Origin of the sequence: Streptomyces sp. NBC_01431 (assembly GCF_036231355.1) — a bacterium.
In the GTDB taxonomy this organism is placed as follows: Bacteria; Actinomycetota; Actinomycetes; order Streptomycetales; family Streptomycetaceae; genus Streptomyces.
In genome coordinates this window covers 1,556,824-1,577,649 of sequence record NZ_CP109496.1, presented here as the reverse complement: position 1 = coordinate 1,577,649, position 20,826 = coordinate 1,556,824, and the positions used below count along the sequence as shown (strand labels likewise).

General features: G+C 71.7%; 20 protein-coding genes and 3 pseudogenes. 14 read left to right on the top strand and 9 right to left on the bottom strand.

What is annotated here, in order from left to right; translation table 11 throughout:
* Window positions 1–5 precede the first annotated feature (5 nt).
* From OG522_RS07385 to OG522_RS07360, 6 genes and pseudogenes are all read left to right on the top strand, one after another.
* Window positions 6–260, top strand: a complete 255-nt coding sequence (locus tag OG522_RS07385; RefSeq protein WP_329462137.1) for a gas vesicle protein GvpG — start codon at window positions 6–8, stop codon at window positions 258–260.
* Window positions 260–625 carry a gas vesicle protein gene (locus OG522_RS07380; RefSeq protein ID WP_329462136.1) on the top strand — a complete coding sequence of 122 codons (366 nt, stop codon included), beginning with the start codon at window positions 260–262 and terminating at the stop codon, window positions 623–625. The genes OG522_RS07385 and OG522_RS07380 overlap by 1 nt, the downstream gene beginning before the upstream one ends.
* On the top strand, window positions 618–1,409 hold the full coding sequence (locus tag OG522_RS07375; protein ID WP_329462135.1) for a GvpL/GvpF family gas vesicle protein: 792 nt from the start codon (window positions 618–620) through the stop codon (window positions 1,407–1,409). The genes OG522_RS07380 and OG522_RS07375 overlap by 8 nt, the downstream gene beginning before the upstream one ends.
* A pseudogene (locus OG522_RS07370) lies at window positions 1,406–1,597 on the top strand (gas vesicle protein); the annotation flags it as partial. The gene OG522_RS07375 and the pseudogene OG522_RS07370, both read left to right, overlap by 4 nt.
* A gap of 77 nt (window positions 1,598–1,674) precedes the next feature.
* Window positions 1,675–2,004: a gas vesicle protein K gene (locus OG522_RS07365; protein ID WP_329462134.1), complete on the top strand. Its 330-nt coding sequence runs from the start codon at window positions 1,675–1,677 to the stop codon at window positions 2,002–2,004.
* A gap of 54 nt (window positions 2,005–2,058) precedes the next feature.
* Complete coding sequence (locus OG522_RS07360; RefSeq protein WP_329460845.1) at window positions 2,059–3,153, top strand: IS630 family transposase; 1,095 nt, start codon at window positions 2,059–2,061, stop codon at window positions 3,151–3,153.
* Between the two features lie 32 nt (window positions 3,154–3,185).
* Here the strand turns inward: OG522_RS07360 and OG522_RS07355 are convergent, their stop codons facing one another.
* Together OG522_RS07355 and OG522_RS07350 are read right to left on the bottom strand one after the other, a co-directional pair.
* Window positions 3,186–3,353 (bottom strand): hydrophobic protein, encoded by a 168-nt coding sequence (locus tag OG522_RS07355; RefSeq protein ID WP_329462133.1) that lies wholly within the window; start codon window positions 3,351–3,353, stop codon window positions 3,186–3,188.
* Between the two features lie 102 nt (window positions 3,354–3,455).
* Entirely contained in the window at window positions 3,456–4,925 is a 1,470-nt protein-coding gene (locus OG522_RS07350) for a bifunctional phosphatase PAP2/diacylglycerol kinase family protein (RefSeq protein ID WP_329462132.1), read from the bottom strand.
* Between the two features lie 450 nt (window positions 4,926–5,375).
* Here OG522_RS07350 and OG522_RS07345 point away from each other — a divergent pair.
* A pseudogene (locus OG522_RS07345) lies at window positions 5,376–6,164 on the top strand (RNA polymerase sigma factor SigF); the annotation flags it as partial.
* Here the strand turns inward: OG522_RS07345 and OG522_RS07340 are convergent.
* Window positions 6,121–7,467 carry a PAS domain-containing protein gene (locus OG522_RS07340; protein ID WP_329462131.1) on the bottom strand — a complete coding sequence of 449 codons (1,347 nt, stop codon included), beginning with the start codon at window positions 7,465–7,467 and terminating at the stop codon, window positions 6,121–6,123. The pseudogene OG522_RS07345 and the gene OG522_RS07340 overlap by 44 nt on opposite strands.
* A 91-nt stretch (window positions 7,468–7,558) precedes the next feature.
* Here OG522_RS07340 and OG522_RS07335 point away from each other — a divergent pair, with 91 nt between their 5' ends.
* Complete coding sequence (locus OG522_RS07335; RefSeq protein WP_329462130.1) at window positions 7,559–8,269, top strand: ANTAR domain-containing response regulator; 711 nt, start codon at window positions 7,559–7,561, stop codon at window positions 8,267–8,269.
* Between the two features lie 136 nt (window positions 8,270–8,405).
* Window positions 8,406–9,629: an aminotransferase class I/II-fold pyridoxal phosphate-dependent enzyme gene (locus OG522_RS07330; RefSeq protein WP_329462129.1), complete on the top strand. Its 1,224-nt coding sequence runs from the start codon at window positions 8,406–8,408 to the stop codon at window positions 9,627–9,629.
* A 356-nt stretch (window positions 9,630–9,985) separates the two neighbouring features.
* On the opposite strand, the pseudogene OG522_RS07325 reads toward OG522_RS07330, so the two are convergent.
* Window positions 9,986–10,743, bottom strand: a pseudogene (locus OG522_RS07325) (MBL fold metallo-hydrolase); the annotation flags it as partial.
* A gap of 307 nt (window positions 10,744–11,050) precedes the next feature.
* Here OG522_RS07325 and OG522_RS07320 point away from each other — a divergent pair.
* Together OG522_RS07320 and OG522_RS07310 are read left to right on the top strand one after the other, a co-directional pair.
* On the top strand, window positions 11,051–11,455 hold the full coding sequence (locus OG522_RS07320; RefSeq protein ID WP_329462128.1) for a hypothetical protein: 405 nt from the start codon (window positions 11,051–11,053) through the stop codon (window positions 11,453–11,455).
* Window positions 11,456–11,813: 358 nt separating this feature from the next.
* A complete protein-coding gene (locus OG522_RS07310) occupies window positions 11,814–13,142 on the top strand; it encodes an amino acid permease (RefSeq protein ID WP_329462127.1) in 1,329 nt (442 codons plus the stop codon).
* 37 nt (window positions 13,143–13,179) lie between these two features.
* Here OG522_RS07310 and OG522_RS07305 read toward each other — a convergent pair whose 3' ends face one another.
* The gene (locus tag OG522_RS07305; protein ID WP_329462126.1) at window positions 13,180–14,130 is read right to left on the bottom strand and encodes a glycoside hydrolase family 6 protein; all 951 of its coding nucleotides are present in this window, start codon (window positions 14,128–14,130) and stop codon (window positions 13,180–13,182) included.
* Window positions 14,131–14,514: 384 nt separating this feature from the next.
* Here OG522_RS07305 and OG522_RS07300 point away from each other — a divergent pair, with 384 nt between their 5' ends.
* The gene (locus OG522_RS07300) at window positions 14,515–14,892 is read left to right on the top strand and encodes a nuclear transport factor 2 family protein (RefSeq protein ID WP_329462125.1); all 378 of its coding nucleotides are present in this window, start codon (window positions 14,515–14,517) and stop codon (window positions 14,890–14,892) included.
* On the opposite strand, the gene OG522_RS07295 is transcribed toward OG522_RS07300, so the two are convergent.
* From OG522_RS07295 to OG522_RS07285, 3 genes are all read right to left on the bottom strand, one after another.
* Window positions 14,882–15,685 carry a helix-turn-helix domain-containing protein gene (locus tag OG522_RS07295; RefSeq protein WP_329462124.1) on the bottom strand — a complete coding sequence of 268 codons (804 nt, stop codon included), beginning with the start codon at window positions 15,683–15,685 and terminating at the stop codon, window positions 14,882–14,884. The two genes, OG522_RS07300 and OG522_RS07295, sit on opposite strands and share 11 nt — an antisense overlap.
* A gap of 3 nt (window positions 15,686–15,688) precedes the next feature.
* Window positions 15,689–17,107 carry a glycosyltransferase 87 family protein gene (locus OG522_RS07290; RefSeq protein ID WP_329462123.1) on the bottom strand — a complete coding sequence of 473 codons (1,419 nt, stop codon included), beginning with the start codon at window positions 17,105–17,107 and terminating at the stop codon, window positions 15,689–15,691.
* 145 nt (window positions 17,108–17,252) lie between these two features.
* Complete coding sequence (locus tag OG522_RS07285; protein ID WP_329462122.1) at window positions 17,253–17,642, bottom strand: VOC family protein; 390 nt, start codon at window positions 17,640–17,642, stop codon at window positions 17,253–17,255.
* 214 nt (window positions 17,643–17,856) lie between these two features.
* On the opposite strand from OG522_RS07285, the gene OG522_RS07280 reads away from it, so the two are divergent.
* Window positions 17,857–18,999 carry a molybdopterin-dependent oxidoreductase gene (locus tag OG522_RS07280; RefSeq protein WP_329462121.1) on the top strand — a complete coding sequence of 381 codons (1,143 nt, stop codon included), beginning with the start codon at window positions 17,857–17,859 and terminating at the stop codon, window positions 18,997–18,999.
* The gene (locus OG522_RS07275) at window positions 18,999–19,586 is read left to right on the top strand and encodes a hypothetical protein (RefSeq protein WP_329462120.1); all 588 of its coding nucleotides are present in this window, start codon (window positions 18,999–19,001) and stop codon (window positions 19,584–19,586) included. Before OG522_RS07280 ends, OG522_RS07275 begins: the two co-directional genes overlap by 1 nt.
* A 14-nt stretch (window positions 19,587–19,600) precedes the next feature.
* Here OG522_RS07275 and OG522_RS07270 read toward each other — a convergent pair whose 3' ends face one another.
* Entirely contained in the window at window positions 19,601–20,425 is an 825-nt protein-coding gene (locus tag OG522_RS07270; protein WP_329462119.1) for a TrmB family transcriptional regulator, read from the bottom strand.
* Between the last annotated feature and the right edge of the window lie 401 nt (window positions 20,426–20,826).

The following is a 20,826-nucleotide window of genomic DNA, read 5'->3' as shown; positions in this document are numbered from 1 at the left end:
TCAGCATGGGTCTTCTGAAAGAACTCCTGCTGCTTCCCGCGGCGCCCGTGCGCGGCACCTTCTGGGTGCTCGCCCAGGTGACCGCGGAGGCCGAGCGCCAGTACTACGACCCCGCGACCGTACGCCGTGAACTCGCCGCCCTGGACCAGCAACTGACGGACAGTCAGATAGACGAAGCGGAGTTCGACCGCCGCGAGGACCTGCTCCTGGACCGGCTGGAACACCAGACCCGTACCGCATCCGACCCCCGGAGCCGTTGATGAGCACCCCGGCACGATTCCCCGACGCCTACCCCTCCGAGGGGTCCGGCGCCAACCTCGCCGACATTCTCGAACGCGTCCTGGACAAGGGAATCGTCATAGCCGGGGACATTCGCATCAACCTCCTCGACATCGAACTCCTCACCATCAAATTGCGGCTCATCGTCGCCTCCATCGACAAGGCGAAGGAAATGGGCATCGACTGGTGGGAGGACGACCCGGCGCTCTCCAGTGGCGCCCGGCGCCGCGAAATCGCCAGGGAAAACGCGGAGTTGAAAGAAAGGATCGCCGAACTGGAATCGGCGCGGGGCGCCGGAGCCACGGCGAGCGGGACGGAAGAAAAGAAGGCGCATTTCGATGACTGACGAGCATGACCCGCGGGACGAGCTGCTGTACGTGTACGCCGTGACGCGACCCCTGGACCGAGGACTCCCCGAAGGGGTGCGGGGCTTCGACGGGGAGCCGCCCGAACTGATCGAGCACCGCGGCCTGTGTGCCGCGGTGAGCCGTGTCCCGGCCGAGGACTTCAACGCCATCCCGCTCCGTGCCCACCTGGAGGACATGGACTGGCTCGCCGCGAGCGCGCGCACCCACGAGACGGTCGTCGCGGCGCTCGCCACGATCACCTGCCCCGTGCCGCTCCGGCTCGCCACCGTCTGCCGGGACAAGGACGGCGTGCGGCGGCTGCTCGACTCCGGGCACGCCCGCTTCACGGCGGCCATCGAGCGCCTCGACGGTCGCATCGAGTGGGGCGTCAAGGTGTACGCGCAGGCCGGGCCGCCCGACCCGGCTCCCCAGCCGCAGGCCGTCACCGGCCGGGACTACCTGCGCCGCAGGCTCGGCCAGCGGCAGTCCCGCGACGACGTCTGGCGGCGGGCCGGGCTGCTCTCGCGCGCCCTGCACGCGGAGCTCTGCGAGCGCGCCGAGGCCGGACGGCTGCACCGGCCGCAGAGCGCGCGGCTGTCCGGCGAACCCGGCGAGAACGTGCTCAACGCGGCCTACCTGGTGCCGCGTGGACGGAGTGAGGAGTTCGTCGCGGCGGTGCGGGACGGCATTCCGCGGGTCGAGGGCGTACGGGTGGAACTGACCGGGCCCTGGGCGCCGTACTCCTTTGCCGGGCCGGACGGCGGCCAGGAGGAGACGGCGTGAACGACAGCACCGGAGCCCTCGCGCAGCGCGAGATCGCCCTGGTCGACCTGCTCGACCGGCTGCTCGCCGGCGGCGTGGTCATCACCGGCGACCTCACGCTGCGGATCGCGGACGTGGACCTCGTACGCATCGACCTGAACGCGCTCGTGAGCTCGGTCAGCTCCCAAGTCCCTTCCCCCTTTGAAGAGTTCGAGGACGGCGGGGAGTTCGAGGCGTTCGCGGTCCGCGAGCGATCCGGGAAGCCCGAAGCCTTCGAGGAGCTGACATGACGACGAGTCGTCCGCGCGCCAACGGAACCGCCGCGCCGCGCCGCCGGGTGGAACTCGACCCCGACACGGTCGAACGCGATCTCGCCCGGCTCGTCCTGACGGTGGTGGAACTGCTGCGGCAGCTCATGGAACGCCAGGCGCTGCGCCGCGTCGAGACCGGCGAGCTCAGCGAGGACCAGGAAGAGCGGATCGGGCTCACGCTGATGCTCCTGGACAGCAGGATGAGCGAGCTGAGGTCGAAGTTCGGGCTGCGCCCGGAAGATCTCAACATCGACCTCGGCCCGCTCGGCCCCCTGCTGCCGCGAGGGAATTCAGAGAGCGACTAGTGTCTCGTGATTCCGTCGGCATTACTTGATCTTGTGTGGCTCGTTGCTCCTGGCATGGAGCTTTCCGTGGAACAGGCCGCCGAGTTGCGGGAGTTGGCGAACAGTCGGGACGTGCCCGCCGATGTGGCCACCCGGGCCCGGATCGTGCTGTGGTCCGGTGAGGGGCGCCGGCGCAAGGACATTGCCGAACTGCTCGGGGTGTCATTGCCGACCGTGGATCGCTGGAGGACCCGTTACGCCGAGCGCGGGCTCGCCGGCCTGGAGGGCGACTGTCCGGGCGGGGCGCGCGAGCAGGTGCCGACGCGGGTCCGGGCGCGGGTGATCGCATTGACGCGCATGACGCCGCCGGTCGGCACCGGTCTTTCGCATTGGTCGACGCGGGAGTTGGCGAAGTATCTGAAGCGGACCGAGAACGTCACCGTGTCCTGGCACTACATCGCAAAGGTCTGGCGCGAGGAGAACCTCAAACCGCATCGCAAGGGCACCTTCAAGATTTCGAAGGATCCCGCGTTCGCGGACAAGGTCGCTGATGTCGTCGGCCTCTACCTGGCTCCGCCCGGTGGCGCGGTGGTGCTCTCGGTGGATGAGAAGACGCAGATCCAGGCGCTGGACCGGACCCAGCCGGTGCTGCCGGTGACCTTCGCAGCCACCGAGAAGCGCACCCACGACTATGTCCGGCACGGCACCACGAACCTGTTCGCCGCACTCAACGTCGCCACGGGCGAAGTGACCGGCGAGTGCAGGCCGAGCCGGAACGCCGTGAACTTCCTGGCCTTCCTCAAGAAGGTGGTGAAACCGCATGCGGACAAGGAGATTCATGTCGTCCTGGACAACCTCTCCACGCACACCACGCCGGAGGTGAAGGCATGGCTGACCAACAATCAGCACGTCCACTTCCACTTCACCCCCGTCGGCTCTTCCTGGATCAACCAGATCGAGACCTGGTTCGGAATCCTGACCCGCCAGTCGATCCGCCGCGGCACATTCTCCAGCGTGAACGTCCTGATCAAGCAGATCCGCGACTACATCGACTCCTGGAACTCCGAGGCCAAACCCTTCACTTGGACCGCAACCACCGACGAGATCCTCACGAAGGTCCGACTCGTCCAGACCAGCATCAAGAAGCTCGTCGCAAACAACTCCAAGTGACACAAACGGGATCACGAGACACTAGCCGGTGGCTACCACCGGTACCAGCGCGACCGGCCGGACGCCGTGGTGGACCGCACCAGGAATCCGAGCAGCCACACAATGAGCACCAGAATCGCGATCCACCAGAGAACCTTGACCGCGAAGCCGAGGCCGAACAGAAGAAGAGCGAGAAGCAGAACCAGCAGAATCGGGACCATGATGTGTACCTCCTGGAATCCGAGTGCCCCCGAATGGGCGTGCTAAGCAATGAATTGACGCGGTCCGGGCCACGGGGCAATTCCGCCGGCCCGGAACACGGCTCAGGGCCGGACCGGCGGACGGTAGACGACAAGGGCTTCCGGAAGCTTGTCGAGGGTCAACTCCTCGGGCGCCAAAGCCACTTCACCGTCGTACGCCAGCGAGGTGCCCGGCGCGAGACCTGCGACCCTCAGTCGGCGCATCCGGCGCGAGGCATGGACGGGGGAGCGGCTCAGCGGGCCAGCCAGGGCCGCGGCCAGCAGCCGGAGGCCGGGCAGCCGTCCGCCGCGCACCGTGCGCACGTCCAGGAGGCCGTCCGCCAAGTCGAAGCGGCGGGCCGGGGCCGGGCCGAGGCGCTGGTAGACGCAGTTGCCCGCGAACAGGAGCCACAGATCGGGCCTGTCGCCCTTCGGGTCCCCCCGCAACGGCCGTTCCCCGCGCAGCACTTCGAGCGAGCCCACGATGCCCGCGGCCCAGCCGCCGATCCGCGGCGACCACCGCTCTCGTTCGCGCACCAGCTCCGGATAGACACCCAGGCTGAACGTGTTGAGGAAGTAGCCCGCGTCCGCGCCGTCCGGGCCGGGCGTGAACCGGCCGAGGTCCACCTTCACAGCGTCGCCCGACGCCAGCGCACGGCAGGTGTCCTGGACCTCCTCGATGCCGAGGTCCAGGGCGAAGTGGTTCAGGGTGCCGCCGGGAAACACGGCGAGCGGCACACCGAGGCGCGCGGCGACCACCGCGGCCTGGTTGACGGTGCCGTCGCCGCCGCACACCCCGAGCGCCTGTCCACGGCGGGCCGCCTTCTCCAGCGTGGGCCGCACATCGTCCGGATCGCACTCGATCACCTCGGCCAGCGGCAGGGCGTCGCGCACGAGCGCGGCCTTGGCCAGGGCGGTGCCGGACGACCGGTTGGCCACGACCACCAGGTCCCGGCCGTGTGGCAGTGCGGGTGCCTCGGCGTGCGGGCGGCCCGGCGGCGGGAGTTGGGTCCGGGTCGGCACGAGGCCGCGTACGGCCAGAGCGGCGCCCACGCCCAGCGCCGCGCCCGCCACGACATCTCCCGGGTAGTGCACTCCCGTGTACACACGGGAGGCCGCCACCGAGAAGCCGACCGGGGCGAGCGCCGCGCCCCAGGCCCGGGACTCCAGGGCGACCCCGGCCACGAAGGCCGCGGCCGACGCGGCATGGCCCGAGGGGAAGGAAGTGGTTATCGGCCGGCGCTCCAACTGGCGCACCAGCGGCACCGCGTCGAGAAGCGGGCGGGTCCGGCGCACCGTCCGTTTGGCCACCGTGTTCACCGTCAGGGACGCCAGCGCCAGTGAGGCGACGCCGCGCACGGCGGCCCGGCGGGCGCGCGGTGAGCGGGTCGCGGCCATCGCGGTCGCCGCCCCGAACCAGAGCGTGCCGTGATTCGCGGCCCGGCTCAGCCGCGGCAGCACCGCCTCGGCGGCCGGCCAGTGTCTGGCGGCCGCGAAGTCGAAGAGCGCCCGGTCGCGGGCGCCGAGCCGGTTGTACCAAGCAGAGTGGGTCATGCGCGGCGGGTACCCGCCGCCACCCCGCCCAACCGGGCACTTGGCGCGCGTAGTCCGCCCACGGCGGCGCCCGGCGCGGAGACCGCCGACGCCTTCGACGGTGATGCGCGCGGCGGGGATCCGCAGTCAGCACTCCCCCCACGAAACGAGCCACGGCCGTACGCCCCGTACTTGAGGGCCCGTACGGACAGAGAACCGGGCGAGCCGCCCCCGCCAGGGCCGTTCCCCGAGCCACCGGGTACCGGAACCCGAGGCGGGGAAACACACTTTCCAGCCAGATTCCTCGATCGGCACGTTTGCCCCCGGGGGCCCCGGGCAGGCGCATCTCGTGCTTCGGACCGGAGGCACGTCCGTGGGAGCGGCTGTCCGCTCCGGGCGTGCTCCGCTGCCCGGTCGGTGCTTCCGCGGTGACAACCATCCGCCGCACCGTTTCAGGGAGCTGGACCGCATATGCGTACCAACACCACGGCGAAGCACAAGCATCCGCACGACGACGCACCCAAGACCGCAGCCGCCTTCGCACGGCTGGCGACCCTCCCCGAGGGGCCCGAACGAGATGCTCTGCGCCAGGAACTCGTCAATGCCTGGCTGCCCATGTCCGAGCGGCTCGCCGGTCGGTTCCGCAACCGGGGCGAGGCTTTGGAGGATCTTCGCCAGGTCGCCGCGCTCGGCTTGGTCAAGGCTGTCGACCGCTACGACCCGGAGCGCGGTGCCGCGTTCGAGAGCTTTGCCGTGCCCACCATCACGGGCGAGATCAAGCGGCACTTCCGCGACCACATGTGGACGCTCCATGTGCCGCGTCGCGTACAGGACTTGAGGGGTCGTGTCCGGGCCGCGCGGCAGGAACTCGCGGCCACCGCGGGCAGCGGTCAGCCGACCGTTGCGGAACTCGCCGAGCACACCGGAATGACCGAGGACGAAGTGCGGGCAGGTCTTGAGGCCATCGACAGTTTCAGTGCGCTGTCCCTGGACGCCGAACTGCCGGGCGGCGACGACGGATACACCCTGAGCGACTCCCTGGGCGCAACCGACGCGGCCCTCGACATCGTGGTCGACCGCGAGTCCGTCAAGCCCGGCCTGCGCTGCCTTCCCGAGCGTGAGCGGAAGATCCTCTACATGCGGTTCTTCCGGGACATGACCCAGAGCCGGATCGCCGAGGACCTTGGCATCTCGCAGATGCACGTGTCCCGGCTGATCACGCGCTGCTGCACCCGTCTGCGGGACCAGGCGCTCCTTGACCGGGACGCGGACGCCCCGGCCCGTCCGGCGGCCGCGGCCGGGGCGGACGCGAACCCGGCGCGGGCCGAGGGTCCCCGGGCGGCGTCTCGGACGACCGCTGCGCGGGCGAGGCGGACGCGCATGCCTCAGCGTCAGGGTCAACCGCTGCGGTCCGTGCGGGACCTTCCGCTCCCGCCGGCCTCGGACGCCGCATAGCCAGCGCGATATGACGGGCCATCACATCCATGGTCTGGCCCTCCGCCATCGAGAACGGCCGGGCCGGGCCCGTGCGGAACAGGGTCAGCACCCCGGCCACCCGCCCCGGCGCACCCAACGGCACGCACATCAGCGAGGACACCTCCGCGCGGACCAGCATCGCGGTGCCCGACGCGTCGTGGCCGAAGCCGTCGATGTCCTCGGGCTGCACCTGGAGCGCCCCGTTCCCGGCGCGCGCCGCCTCCACCACCAGGGGGCAGCGCGCCGGGTCCTGGCCGGCCACCTCGTGCAGCAGCCCGGCCGTCGCCGGATCCGGGGGGCCGAGCGCGACCGCGCGCCGGAGGCCGCCGTCCACCAGATCGGCCACGACCCAGCCGGCGAACCGGCCGCACAGCACCCCGGCCGCCCCGACGAGCACTGACTCCGCGTCCACGGCGGGCAGTTGGAGCAAGGCGGTCGTCATGAGGTCGACCAGATCCATCAGCTCGGCGTGCCGGGTCGACTCGACGAGGTCCGGGACCTCGGGCGGCGAGGGAGCGGCCGCCGAGCCCCGGGCGCGGCCCGCCTGGAACACCACGAGGACCGCGGGATGCGGCTCGTCCGGCGGCCGCAGCGCGGTCAGCGTGGCCAGCAGTGGTTCCGCGGGCCGTTGCTGGAGATGGACGGTGAGCCCCCGGTCGCCCTCGCCCCGGGCGACCGCGGCAGCCTGCGAACGGAACGCCGCGCGGTCGCCCGGAGTGAGCAGCGCCGCGAGCGGCCGACCTGTGGCGTACCCGGCACGCGCGCCGGTGAGCCCGGTCGCCGCGGAGTTCAGCCGCCGTACGACGGTCTCCCGGTCGATCAGCACGACCGGCAGGGGCATCCGCTGGAACAGGGCCTTCAGGAGCTGCCGTTCCTGGCGCTCGACGGGCGGGGCGGCCCCCGACCCGGCCAGGATCTGCTCGTAGCGGGGCCACAACTGGTCCACCACGTGCTGGAGTTCGAACAAGGCCGCGTCCAGCACTGTCAACTGCTCACCGGCCGGGCGGCTTCGCGCAGTGCGCAGCTCGCCCACGCGTCTGACGAAGTCCGCCAGTTCCTCGCCGAAGTCGTCCGCCGTCTGCGTCATGGCAGCAAGCTAACCCCTTTGGGCCGGTGCGCGGGAGCGTGCCGTTTCGGGCGTCATCGTCCGGGAACCCGCAGCATGAGGAGGTTTTCCGATGCTGCCCGAGCCGGAACACCAGGAATCCGGGACGACGTCCACCGCGCGACGGCTCTCGTTGCTCGCCGAACAGTCCATGCGCTGCGCACCGGCCTGCTGCGGAGCGGTCGCCACCATCAGTGGCAACGGGCCCGAACGGCGCGTGAGCGCCACCCACCCCGACCTCGCGCCGCTCGCCTCCGTCCAGCTCGCCCGCAACGACGGACCGATCCCGAGCGCGCTCGACGCCGGTGAACCCGTGGACACCGACGACCTGTTGACGGAGGACCGCTGGCCCGGATACCGCGCACTCGCCCTCGCGGCGGGCGTACGATCCTGCGTCACCCTCCCCTTCCGCCGCTCCGGGATCGAGGTCACGGTCAGCCTCTACGGGTACCGCCCCCACTCCCTTCAGCCCAGTGTGTGCGGGCCGGTGAGCGCCCTGGCCGGCGAGACCACCACCGCACTGGCCCGCGACCGCCGCTACCGCGCGGCGCTGGCCGAGGTCGAGCACCTGGAGACGGCACTGCGCTCGCGCCCGGTCATCGACCAGGCCAGCGGCATCGTGATGCACGTCCTGGCCTGCGAGTCCGCCGCCGCCTTCGCCGTCCTGCGCACCATCTCCCAGCGCACCAACCGCAAACTCGCCGACGTGGCGGAAGCCGTCGTCCGTGCCAAGGGCCGCGGCCTGGAATCCGAACTGTCCGCGCTGGCCGCATCCGCCGACTGACCCCGCCCGCGGCGCCCGCGCACCGGTCGGAGGGTCCCGCCGCGCACGGTCGCACAAGCGGCGGACCGGTCCAAACCTCCGTATAAAGGCTCTGGAAGGCATGGCTGATACCGACAGGGCCCAAGGAGGGAGCAGGATGCAGGGGACGGTCGCCGAAGGCCACGGCCCGGTCCGCTACGGGCCGCCCGCGCCCGGCCCCGGACTGCCCGTGCTCACGGAACTCACCGAGCGGCTCACGGCCGGCGCGGACCGCATCGAACCCGAGCCGCCCGGCGGCGGACCCGGACTGCGCGAGGCCGCCGCCGGCTACTGGCTGCGGCGCGGACTGCCCACCGCACCGCACCACGTCGTCGCCGCCCCCGGTGCCCAGCCCCTCCTGACCGCTCTGCTCGGCGCGTACGGCGGCGACGTGCTGATGCCGCGCCCGTGCCCGGCCTGGTGGACCCCGCAGGCCCGGCTGCTCGGCCGGCCCGCCTACCACGTGCCGACCCCGGCCGAATGCGGTGGCGTACCCGACCCGTACGCCCTGCTCGAAACCATTCGCCGGGTCCGCGCCGAAGGCGGCAGGCCCCGGCTCCTGCTGCTCTCCGTCGCCGACGACCCGACCGCGACCGTCGCGCCGCCCGAGATCCTGCGGGAGGCCTGCGAGGCCGCCGTCGGTGAAGGGCTGCACATCATCAGCGACGAGACGTGGCGGGACACCGTCCACCGCCCGCACGAGACGATGGTGCTCAGCCCCGCCGAGATGTGCCCCGACGACGTGACCGTCCTTGCCGATCTCGGCGGCGCGTTCACCCCGCCCGGCTGGCCCGCCGCCATCGCCCGCTTTCCCGGCGCTGCGCCCCCAAGCCCCCGCCTCGCCCGCACCCTGGACATCCTCACCGCCCTTGGCGCCGTCGTCGCGGCGCCGGTCGCCGCGGCCGCAGCGCTCGCCCTGACCGAACCCCCACCCGTCGCCGAACGGACCAGGCGGGCGGCCCAGCTGCACGCCCGCGTCGCGGCCGCCGCCCACCACGCGGTCCTCGACGCCGGAGCTCTGGCCCGGCCCCCGCAGACCGGGTGCCATCTCTATGCCGACCTCGGCCCGTTCCGCACCCGGCTCGCCGAGCGCGGGGTCACCGACTCCATGGACCTGGAGGACTACCTCACGGCTCGCCTGGCCACCCCCACCCCCGGCGGCCACCGCTTCGGCGACGAACTCGGCGCGCTGCGCGTCCGCCTCGCCACCGGCCCGCTGCTCGGCGCAACTCGAACCCGGCGTCTCGCGTCCCTCGACGCGACGGACCCGCTGCAACTGCCGCACGTACGCGAGGCGTTGAGCAGACTCGCGGCGGCCCTGGCGGAACTGCGCGACCCGTGACCGCCCGCGCCGGCTGTGACCGACGCGCAAGCCGCGCTGCCCGCACCGCCTGCGCCGCCCGTGACCGCCCGCACCGCCTGGGACCGACGCGCCGCCGCCCGCGCCCGGCGCGCGAGCCGCACCGCGAGGCGAAGGCACCGCCCTCACCGCCTCCGACCCGCGAGCCGCCTCCGACCCGCGAGCCGCCCCCGACCCGCGAGCCGCCGCCGAACCAAGGCGCCTCGATGAGCCGAACCAAGGCGCCCCGATGAAAAGAGCGGGCCATCCGGGGGAAGACCTGTCGGAGTGGCCTGCTGGTCGTCTCCGGCGGCACCCGGTCCGCCAGCCCGAGAGCTTGTTCCGCGATCGACGCGCGGCCCCAGACGCACGCTCTCGCCGTGCCCGAGCCGGTGCACCGCCGCCTTCGGCGCGCGCCGCGCGGCATGCCGTACGAAGTCCTCGCCGGGGCGTGGAACTCGTGCGGCCGCACCCCGTCCATGCCGATCGGCCAGTACGTGCCGTAGTGCACCGGCACCGCCGAGAGCGCTCCAAGGCGGGCCAGTGCCTCGGCCGCCCGTGCCGCGTCCAGGTGGTCGTGCCCCAGGTCGGGGCCCCAGCCGCCGACCGGAAGCAGCGCCACGTCCACCGGGCCGACGGCGCGCGCCATGCCCTCGAAAAGCCCGGTGTCCCCGGCGAAGTACGTGCGGGCCTCGCCCTCGATCACGTGACCGAGCGCGGGGGAGCGGTGCGGCCCCACCGGCGGCCTGCGTCCGTCGTGGCGCGCGGGTACGGCACGTACCCGCAGGCCCGCGACCTCGACCGTGTCACCGGCTCGGACCTCGGTGATCCGCAGGCCCAGCCGTCGCAGCCGCGGCACCGAACGCGCCGTCCCCGCCGGAACGACCAGCGGCGTGCCGGGCGCGAGCCGTGCGAGCGAGGGCACGTGCAGATGGTCGGCGTGCAGATGCGGGACGAGCACGGCGTCGGCCACCGCGGCCCGGGGCGGCGGCAGCGCACCCCGGCCCCGGCGCAGATGCGCGAGACGGCGGGCGAAGAGCGGATCGGTCAGCAGCCGTACGCCGCCGTCCTCGATCGTGCAGGTGGCATGACCCCGCCAGATGACCTCCACCGGCACGTGGCCCTCCTCCATCGCTTGACGTCGTCGCTGACGAGCCTGGATCGCGGGCCCCGAGCCCGTGGAGCGCGCACCGAAGACGGCCGCCGCCGCACCGCGCGCGCAAAGCCGGGGAGCGAGGGGTAGGCATTGCGGCACCAGAGGGGAGGTGCGCCGTGACGACGCACTCGGAGCAGTGCCCACGCTGCGGGGGAGTCCTGGCGGTGAGCCAGGACGGCTGGAAGATCTGCCACTCCTGCGGCTACTCCGCCCCTCCGTGAAGTCGGAGTAGGGTCGCCCCCACGACGGCTCACACAGGGGGACGGCCATGGACGACGTACGGGTGGCGGCGATCGCCAGCCTGACCCCGCTGGAAGAACTCGACCTGGATCCCTTCCTGGTGGACACCCGCAGCCAGCACGAGATGTGCGCGCGCTGGGCCGCCGGCCGCGGCTACGTCGTTACCCGGCAGCTGCTCTTCTACGGGCTGCGTCCGGACCACGTCGGCCTCTGGGCGGATGTCGAGGCGGGTCTCGTCGACGTGTTCGTGGCGCCCAACGAGCGTGTCCTGGCACGGGCGTTGACGTCCGTGCCGGAGTTCTTGGCCGAGTGCGAGCGGCGCGGCGTGCGCCTGGAGACGGCGGGCCTGGACGAGCCCGCCTACGACGCCACGCAGAAGGCGTACATCCACCGGCGCCTGTCGATGCCCACCGCCGGATACGACGGCTGCTGACCGCCCGCGCCGCGTCGCACCGCCGGTGACCGTTTGCGCCCTTATGGCAGGGGGGCAGGGGAAACTTGCTCTCCCTGCTGGACCTGTCCGACCCCGCCCCGGACGGCGCGGAGCTGGTGGGCGCCGAGCAGGTGCACCGCGTACTGCGCCGCTGGCCGAACGAAGGGCAGGGGCGCAGTACCCGGTGGGCCGCACCTGCCTGGTCGGCGCGGAGAATTCACCGCCAACAGCCCAAGCGGAAGGACCTTTTCCGGTTGTGGGGGGCGCCCGGCAGGACAAAACCAGCTGATTTGGCGGGGTGCCCCCGGTACCCGACCATGGTCAGGTTTGTCCCGTACGAGAGGCGCGCAACCCCACCATGACCACGCAAGAAACCCAGAGCAAGCACGCACGGCAATTCGGCCTGCCGATCGCGACCGCTCTGGTCATGGGCAACATCATCGGCGGCGGAATCTTCCTGCTGCCCGCCTCCGTCGCACCGTTCGGGACGATCAGCCTGGTCGCCTTCGGTGTACTGACCATCGGCGCCATCGCGCTCGCGCTGGTCTTCGGGCGGCTCGCCGAGCGCCACCCGCAGACCGGCGGCCCCTACGTCTACGCCCGCGAGGCCTTCGGCGACTTCGCCGGGTTCCTCGCCGCCTGGTCGTACTGGATCACCACCTGGGTCTCGAACGCGGCCCTCGCCGTGGCCGCCGTCGGCTACCTCGACGTGCTCATACCCGTGCAGCACTCCAAGACCGCCACCATCACCGCGGCCCTGCTGCTCCAGTGGCTCCCGGCGCTCGCCAACCTCGCGGGCACCCGGTACGTGGGGGCGGTCCAACTCGTCTCCACGGTACTGAAGTTCGCCCCGCTGCTCCTGGTCGCCGTCGGCGGACTGTTCTTCTTCGACCCCGCCAACCTCGGGCCCTTCCAGGCCGGTGGCCAGTCCGGGTTCGGCGCGATATCCGCCTCGGCCGCGATCCTCCTCTTCAGCTACCTCGGCGTCGAATCGGCCGCCGTCAGCGCCGGCGAGGTCCGCGACCCGCGCCGCAACGTCGGCCGCGCCACGATCCTCGGCACCCTGGGCGCCGCCGTGATCTACCTCCTGGGCACGCTCTCCGTCTTCGGTACGGTCCCGCACGACAAGCTCACCGCCTCCACCGCCCCCTTCACCGACGCCGTGAACTCCATGTTCGGCGGCTCCTGGGGCGGCACCGCGGTCGCGCTGGCCGCCCTCGTCTCCATGGTCGGCGCGCTCAACGGCTGGACCCTGCTCAGCGCCCAGACCCCGTACGCCGCCGCCAAGGACGGCCTCTTCCCGAAGGTGTTCGCGCAGAAGAAGCGCGGCGTGCCGACGGTCGGCGTGCTGGTCACGGCGGTCCTCGCCTCGTTCCTCACGGTCTACAACTACATCGCCGGATCCAAGGGCGTCTTCGAGACCCTGGTCCTGGTGACGACGTTCACCGCCACCGTGCCCTACCTCCTGTCGACCGCCGCCCAGATCTACTTCCTGGCATCCGGCCAGTCCGAGCGCGTACACCGCTCCCGCCTGGTCCGCGACGCGGTCCTGGCGACGGGGGCCTTCGGCTTCTCGATGTGGCTCGTCGCGGGCTCGGGCTACGAGGCGGTCTACCAGGGCGTGCTGTTCCTCTTCGCGGGCGTCCTCGTGTACGCGTGGATGGCGGGCCGCAAGCAGCAGGCGTAAGGGCGCGGCGAGCGCCCGCCCGGCTAGGGGAGCGCCCTCACTCCTTCGCCGCGCGGGCCAGTTCCAGGGCGTACTCGGGCCACCAGTTGCCCGCCGCCGGGCCGCCGCGGCAGGTCCCGTCCGAATGGCCGGGACGCTTGATCCACAGATAGGCGTCGATCAGCGGGTCCCCGGTGCTCGCCGTCGGCGGGGTGCCGAGCGCCCGGCCGGGGGGATTGCACCAGGAATCGGCGCCGGAGTAGGGGCCGTTGCCGTTGCGGCTGGTGTCGACGACGAAGTGCTTGCCGCCGAGCTCCGCCGAGAGCCGGTGGCCGTACTCGGCGCTGGCCGCGTTCGTCTGGAACGCGGACACATTGAGCGAGAACCCGTCGGCCTGCCCCACGCCCACCTCCCGCAGCGCTTGCGACAACTGGTCCATGTCGTTGATCCACCCGGAGTGTCCCGCGTCGAGGTACACCTTCGTCGCGGGCCCGCGCTTCAACTGCCCGACGGCGTAGGCGAGGAGATCCAGGCGCTCCTCGGAGGGGGCCGCGTCGCAGCCGCCCAGAAGGTGTGCGATCGCGTCCGGCTCGACGATCACGACGGCGGGGCGCTGCCCGATGCCGCGCGCGAAGGCATCGACCCAGAGCCGGTATTCGTCCGCGTCATCGGCGCCGCCCTGCGAGAGGCCGTCGCAGTCGCGATGGGGAATGTTGTACGCGACGAGCACCGGCACCCGTCCGGCGAGGGCGGCCGCGCCGGTGAGGTCCCGCACCTCCTGCTCGACCCTCTCGGGGAGCGGCCACTCCGCCTGCGGCCGCAGCGAGATCCGCTCCATCAGCGCCGCGTCCGCCGAGCGGCCGGCCTGACGCCACTGCGCAACCTGGTCCGCGGCCGACGTCTTCGGGTTCACCCAGTAGGGGCCGGGATACGCGTCGCCGGGCAGGGACCGCGGCACGGCGCACCCGAGCGAGAGGACGAAGGCGAGCGCCGCGAGAGCGCGGCACATACGGGAACGTGACCTGCCGGACATGGGACTCCAGGGATGCCGACCCAGCGATGCGGCAGATCCTGTCACCACTGGCCCGCCACCTGACCGCATCCGGGGCCGAACGGGCGAACGGGCGTGTACGGAGACCCGGCGCCCCGCGCCCGCCGCCCGCCTCCTCGCGATGCAACCCGGATCACCGGCGCGGCACCTTCAGCTCGACTCTTCGGGATGCGACCCCGATCACCGGCGCGGCCCCCTCGCATTACCTCTCCAGTAATCGACCCGTCCGCCGCCGCCCGGCAGAGTTGAGGACATCGGGACCCGGGCGGCGCACTCCGGTCGGGTTCCGAGCCTTTGACCAGTGATGACCAGTAACGACGTACCCAACGGAGGCTGATTCCCATGTCCGAGAACCGCTACGAGACCGCCGTCGCCCGCTACTTCGAGGCCTGGAACGCGGGTAGCGCCGAGGAGGTCGCCAAGGCCGTCGCCGTCGCGTGGACCGAGGACGGTTCCTACACCGACCCGCTCGCCCAGGTCGCCGGGCACGAAGGGATCGCCGCCGTGATCGGTGCGGCGCACACCCAGTTCCCCGGCTTCGAGTTCCGCGCGCTCGGCCCCGTCGACGGCAACCACGACATCGCCCGCTTCGGCTGGGAGCTGGTGTCGCTCGCCGACGGATCGGCGCCGGTCGCCGGGTTCGACGTGATCACCCTCGCCGAGGACGGCCGGATCCGCTCCGTCGCCGGGTTCCTGGACCGCGTACCGCCTACGGCATGAGCGACTGAAGGTACTTCGCCGTCTCCGGGTCGGCCGGCAGGAACGTCTCGATGGCCAGCTCGGAGACGGTGACGTCCATCGGCGTGTTGAACGTGGCGATGGTCGATATGAAGGACAGCACCGTGCCCCCGTGTTCGATGCGCAGCGGCAGCGCGAAGGGGAACACGGGACGGCTTCCCGGATCGGGCTCCGTGCGGCCGGCCGGCACGGGGTGGGCCGCCACCTCCTCGTACAGTTCGCGCAGCGCGTCGCTGCGCATCAGCGCGATCTGCCGCTCCATCTGGTCGAGGAGGTGGCCGCGCCACTCCGGCAGATTGCGGATGCGAGGGGCGAGGCCCTCCGGGTGGAGCGTCAGCCGCATCGCGTTCACCGGCGGCGTGAGCAGATGTCCCGCCACGCCTTCCAGCAGCATCTCGATGCCGCGGTTGGCGGCGAGCACCGTGTACGTCGCGTCGACCATCAGCGCCGGATACGGCTCGTACGCCTGAAGAAGCCGCTCCATGCCCTCGCGCAGCGAACTCATCGACGGGTCGTCGAGCGGGGTCTGCGCATAGTGCGGGGCGTAACCCGCCGCCAGGAGCAGGGCGTTGCGCTCGCGCACCGGTACGTCCAGGTGCTCGGCCAGACGCAGGACCATGTCCTCGCTCGGGCGGGACCTGCCGGTCTCGATGAAGCTGATGTGCCGGGCCGAGGAGTCGGCGCGCAGCGCGAGTTCCAACTGGCTGATGCGGCGCTGCTCGCGCCACCCGCGCAGCATCGGCCCTACTCCGGTTTCGAGTGCGGCAGTTGTCATACGTCAGACACTAACCCGCCCCTGTGACAACGCCTCCGGCTGCTCAGCCGTCCGACCGGCGCGGTGCCGGACCACCCAGCCCGCGAGGACCGCGCAGGCGGCGACCGCGTACGCCGTCGTCGGTACCGGAAAGTCCGGCACGGTCGGCGCCGTCACATAGGCCGCCGCGGCCGCCGCGGCGACGGTGAGCCACTCCCAACGCCCGTCGAGCGCCGCCAGCGCGACCAGGAGCAGCGCGTACCAGGAGTAGCCCGGCGTCAGGAGCAGGAAGGAGCAGCCGAGCAGCAACAACCCGCCGGACCAAGGGCGTTCGGCATCGCCGCGGCGCTGCACCCAGCCGGTCACCACGAGCAGCACGGCCGCCGTGACCGGCAGGGACCAGCTGTCGGGCAGGGCCAGGCGCAGCAGCGCGAACCGGCCCCGCGTCGACGGATCGTCGTACCCCTCCTCCTGGGTGTAGCCGCCGAGGTAGCCGAACACCGAGGAGTGCGAGGCCAGCACGTACGGGACGTAGGACAGCGCGACCGCGCCGCATGCCGAAAGCAGCACGGCCACCGGCCGCCGTCGCAGCACCGCGGGCAGCACCACGGCGGGCAGCAGCTTCACGGCGACACCCGCACCGAGCAGCGCCCCTCCCGCCGCGGCACGCAGCCGTCCGGTCGCCCGCCCGCCCCGGCCCGTCAGTACGCCGAGTCCGGCGACCGTCAACAGCACGGCCAGCACGTCGACATGGGCGTTGTTGACCGCTTCCAGCGGCACGGCCGGGCACCACGCCCAGTACGCGGCGGCCGGCACCGGACCCGGCGGCCCGTCCGGCCCGCGACGGCGCCGCAGCACGCGCAGCAACCCGAGCGTGGTGGCGACGGCGAACAGCGCGCCGCCGATCTGGAGTGGTACCAGGCGGGCGGAACGCGGCGAGACCTCGTCCACCAGCAGGTAGTACGCCTCCGCCACGGGTGGGTAAATGGTGTGTACGGACGGCCTGTTGAGCAGGGTGCAGCCGCCGTCGACCGGGGACCGTTCGGGCAGCGAGCACTGTGCCGGGTCCGTCGGGAACAACCAGTCGTCCCGCAGCCCGGCCACCTCGCGGTCGGCCGGGGCATGGTCGTAGGGGGAGATCCCGGCCGCCTGCACCCGGCCGTCCCACGCATAGCGGTAGGCGTCGCTGCTGGTGCGCGGGGGAGCGAGGAGACCGGTCGCGGCGACGGCGACCCCGCCCGCGACGATCAGCGCGGCACAGTGACGGACCGGCACCCCGCGCACCGACCAGGCGGCCGCAGCGAACAGGAGCCAGGCCGCCGCGTACCACCAGGAGAGCCCGCCGGGATCGGCGGCATGGCCGTCGCGGCGGACGGTGCAGACGAGCACCGCGATGAGCGCGGCGAGCAGGGCGATGGTTCGTACGGTACGTCCGTGGGTCACCCCGCGAGCCTCGCAGCTCGAAGCCGCTCCGTACGGCAGGCCGCCCCCGCCGTCCGCGAACCGTAAGGTCCGGCCGGACGTGCGGGGGCGGCGGACGGGGGGCCCGGCCATGATCCGCCGGACCCCCCTCTTGCGGCGCGGGCTGCTACTGCCAGCCGCCGTACGGAACGGTCAGGATTTCCATCCCGTGTCCGGACGGGTCCGGGAAATAGACCCCGCGACCACCATCGTTGTTATTGATTTCGTTGGGGCGCTGCTGGAACGGATCTGCCCAGTAGGGAAGGTTCATCGCCTTGATCCGCCCGAATGCCGCATCGAATTCCTCTTCGGACACGAGGAATGCGTAATGCTGCGCCGTAATCGGGGTGTCCGCGGGAGCCGTCGCGAAATCGAGAGTGACTCCGTTGCTGGTCGAGACGGGGATGAACGGTCCCCATTCCTTGCCGACCGCAAGGCCCAGAACCTCTGCCAGGAATTCGGCGGAGACCCGCTTGTCGCGGGAGTGGATGATCGTGTGATTCAACTGTACTGACACGGTGGAATGCCTCCAACAGGCATCTCACAGACACCTCCATGTCTCACCCGGCCGGTGACCGACACGCGATGCTGCCCGAAGATCCTAACCACAGTCCGGCGCCGCTGTCACGGTAATAATCGCGACAGCGCTTTTCCCCGCAGGGCGGCGGCGTTCGAGAACCGTAAGGTGTCCAGCCCCCCGGAAACGCGGTCGGCCGGGGTGGGATGGAGCCATGACGCCACGACTTCCCGCAGTGCGCCCGCCCGTCTTCAGGGGCCGACTGCACGACGCGCGCACGGCGACCTCGATCGGCCGCTGGCTGGGGGTCGCGATCGCTCTCTGCTTCGGCACCGGGCTGATCAGCCACTACCTTCAGCAGCCGCCAGGATGGCTGGCAGACGTCTTGCCCAGCAGGCCCGTCTGGGGGTATCGGTTCACCCAGGGTCTGCACGTGGCCGCGGGCATCGCGGCCGTCCCGCTCCTGCTCGCCAAGCTGTGGGCGGTGTACCCGAAGCTCTTCGAGTGGCCGCCGCTGCGTTCGGTGCGCCACGCGCTGGAACGGCTCTCGGTGGCGGTCCTGGTCGCGGGCGCGGTCTTCGAACTGCTCACCGGGCTCCTGAACACGGTGCAGTGGTATCCCTGGCCGTTCTCCTTCGTGCCGGTGCATTTCGCGGTGGCCTGGCTCCTCGCAGGCGCGCTGCTGCTCCACATTGTCGTCAAGTACCCACAGATAAAGGGCCATTGGACTCGGAAATCGCCCGGCACTGTCGCCCTCCCCGCCGTCGACGGCCCCGACCGGCGCTCCTTCCTGACCGGGGTGGCGGCCGCGACCGGCGCGGTCACCCTGACCACCGTCGGCCAGTCCTTCACCCCCCTGAAAGCCTTCGACGTACTCGCGCCGCGCCACCCCGACCACGGCCCGATGGGCCTCCCCGTCAACCGCACCGCGGCGGCGGCCGGGGTCGCGCAAGTCGACAGCGCGGCCTACCGGTTGACGGTGGCCGGCCCGCGCCCCTACACCCTGACCCTCGCCGAACTGGCCGCGCTCACCCAGTACGAGTCCGTCCTGCCCATCGCCTGCGTCGAGGGCTGGAGCAAGTCCGCCCACTGGACGGGCGTGCGCGTGACCGACCTGCTGCGCCGGGCCGGGGCGCCGCCCGACGCGCGGATCCGCGTGGTCTCCCTTGAGAAGTACGGCTCGTACCGGGTGATGGAGATGGGCCGGGAGTACGCCCATGACCCGCTCACCCTGCTCGCCCTGAAACTCAACGGGCAGACGCTCGACCCGGACCACGGCTACCCGGCACGGATCATCGCGCCGAACCGTCCCGGCGTGCTCCAGACCAAGTGGGTCACCCGGCTGGAGGTGCTGTGATGCGCACGGTGCTGGGAGCGGCGGGAGTTGGCCTGATGGCGCTGGGCGGTCTGCTCGTGTGGGAGCAGACGACGCACTGGGACGTCCTGGTCTGGCTGGCCGGGGCGGTCGCCCTGCACGACGCGCTGATCGCCCCGCTCGTCCTCGGGGCGGGACTGCTGCTCGGCGTTCCGAGGCGCCGCGGCCCGGCCCTCGACCCGGCGAACCGCGACGACCCGGCGAACGACGAGCTGCGGATCCGCGGTCTGAAGCGCCGCGGCCGGGTCCTCGACCCGACGAACCACGACCCGGCGAACCGAGAGCCAGGGATCCCCGGTCTGACGAACTACGACCCGGCGAACCGCGACCCGCGGATCCGCGGTCTGGTCCGCGGCGCCCTGATGACCGCGGGCTGCCTCATCCTGGTCGCCCTGCCGGTCCTGCTCCGGCCGCTTCCGACCGCCAACTCCACTGTCCTGCCGCTGGATTACGTAAGCGGCCTGCTGGTCTCGCTCGCGGTGGTGGCGGCTGTCGCGGTGCTGCTCGGGGTGGCGCGCTGGACCAAGGAGCGGCGGGCGGCGCGCGGACCGCGCGATGGCCGGCGCTGAGGGGGCAGTTCCCCTCAGCCCGCGCTCCGCGAAGCCACTCGCATCGGCGCCGCCGCCTCCCACACGCTCTGGAACGCCAGCCGGAGACAGGCGGCGAGCGCCGGATGCTCGATGTACAGGGCGGTGGTGGAGCCGGTTCCGGCCACCGGATCCGGCATGTCGCACAGCACCAACGAGGCGTCTGCGATGACCAGTTTGAGCGGGAGGCGCTCCGTGAAGCGGGCCTCCTCCCCGGCCTCGGCGAAACGCCGCACGTTCTCCAGAACCTCCTCGTCGTCCAGCGCGTCGTGCGTGTACACGGCGCGCACCGTGCCCTTGGCGCGGCGCAGCCGCCGGGTCGCCTTGATGCCCGAGGTGTTCGCGGCGGGCGCCACGAACGGGGGCATGCAGAAGGTGAGGAGTTCGGAGCCGGCCTGCTCCTGGATGTCCGCGAAGCGCTCGGCGATCTGCCGCTGGTCGCGCAGCACCTCGATGTAGTCGAGCGGATCGGTATGGGCCCGGCCGTCCGCCCACAGTGGCAACAGCAGTGAGGTCAACCCCGCCGAAAGCTTCTCCATCCGTTCCAGCGACTCTCGCTGACGGTGCATCAGACGCGTCAGTGCGAGCTCCGGGGCGACCGCGGTGAACGTGGCGACGCGGCCCCGGTGGGCCACCGCCAACTGGGCGCGGACCAGCCCGTCGAGGACGTCGTAGATGCGCTGCCGGGGCACCTCGGCCTCCCGGGCCACCTGCGCCGCGGTGTACGAGTCGCGTCTGACCAGGGCGACGTAGACCCGCGCCTCGTAGCGCGAAAGGCCCAGCTCCACCAGGTCGTTGACCGACCCCTCGTCAGCCTCCATGCACATCCTCCTCGGCTCGGTGCCGCCACGGTATACACGTACACCCGGCCCCGAGTACCTCCTAGATCCTTTTGACTTCCCGGTCCATTCGCCAGGTGATCCATCCCCTTTCGAGGGAAAGGCTTTGCCTGCGGCTTGCCAAAGGGCTGTTGTCGGCCCCGACAGCCGTCGCTACCTTCAAACTTGCCACCACTGAACCGGGTGGCATTCTCGCGATGTGCCTGTCATGCACAGATCATGCAGAGCCGCACGTGCTGATCAAGCGCCACCGCACACGCACCGCCGTTCGCGGCGCACCCGCACCGCTGATCGCACCGCAACGCACCGCTGATCGCACCGCAACGCACCGCCGATCGCAACGCATCGCACCCACCGGCGATCGGACCGCACGCACCGCTGAT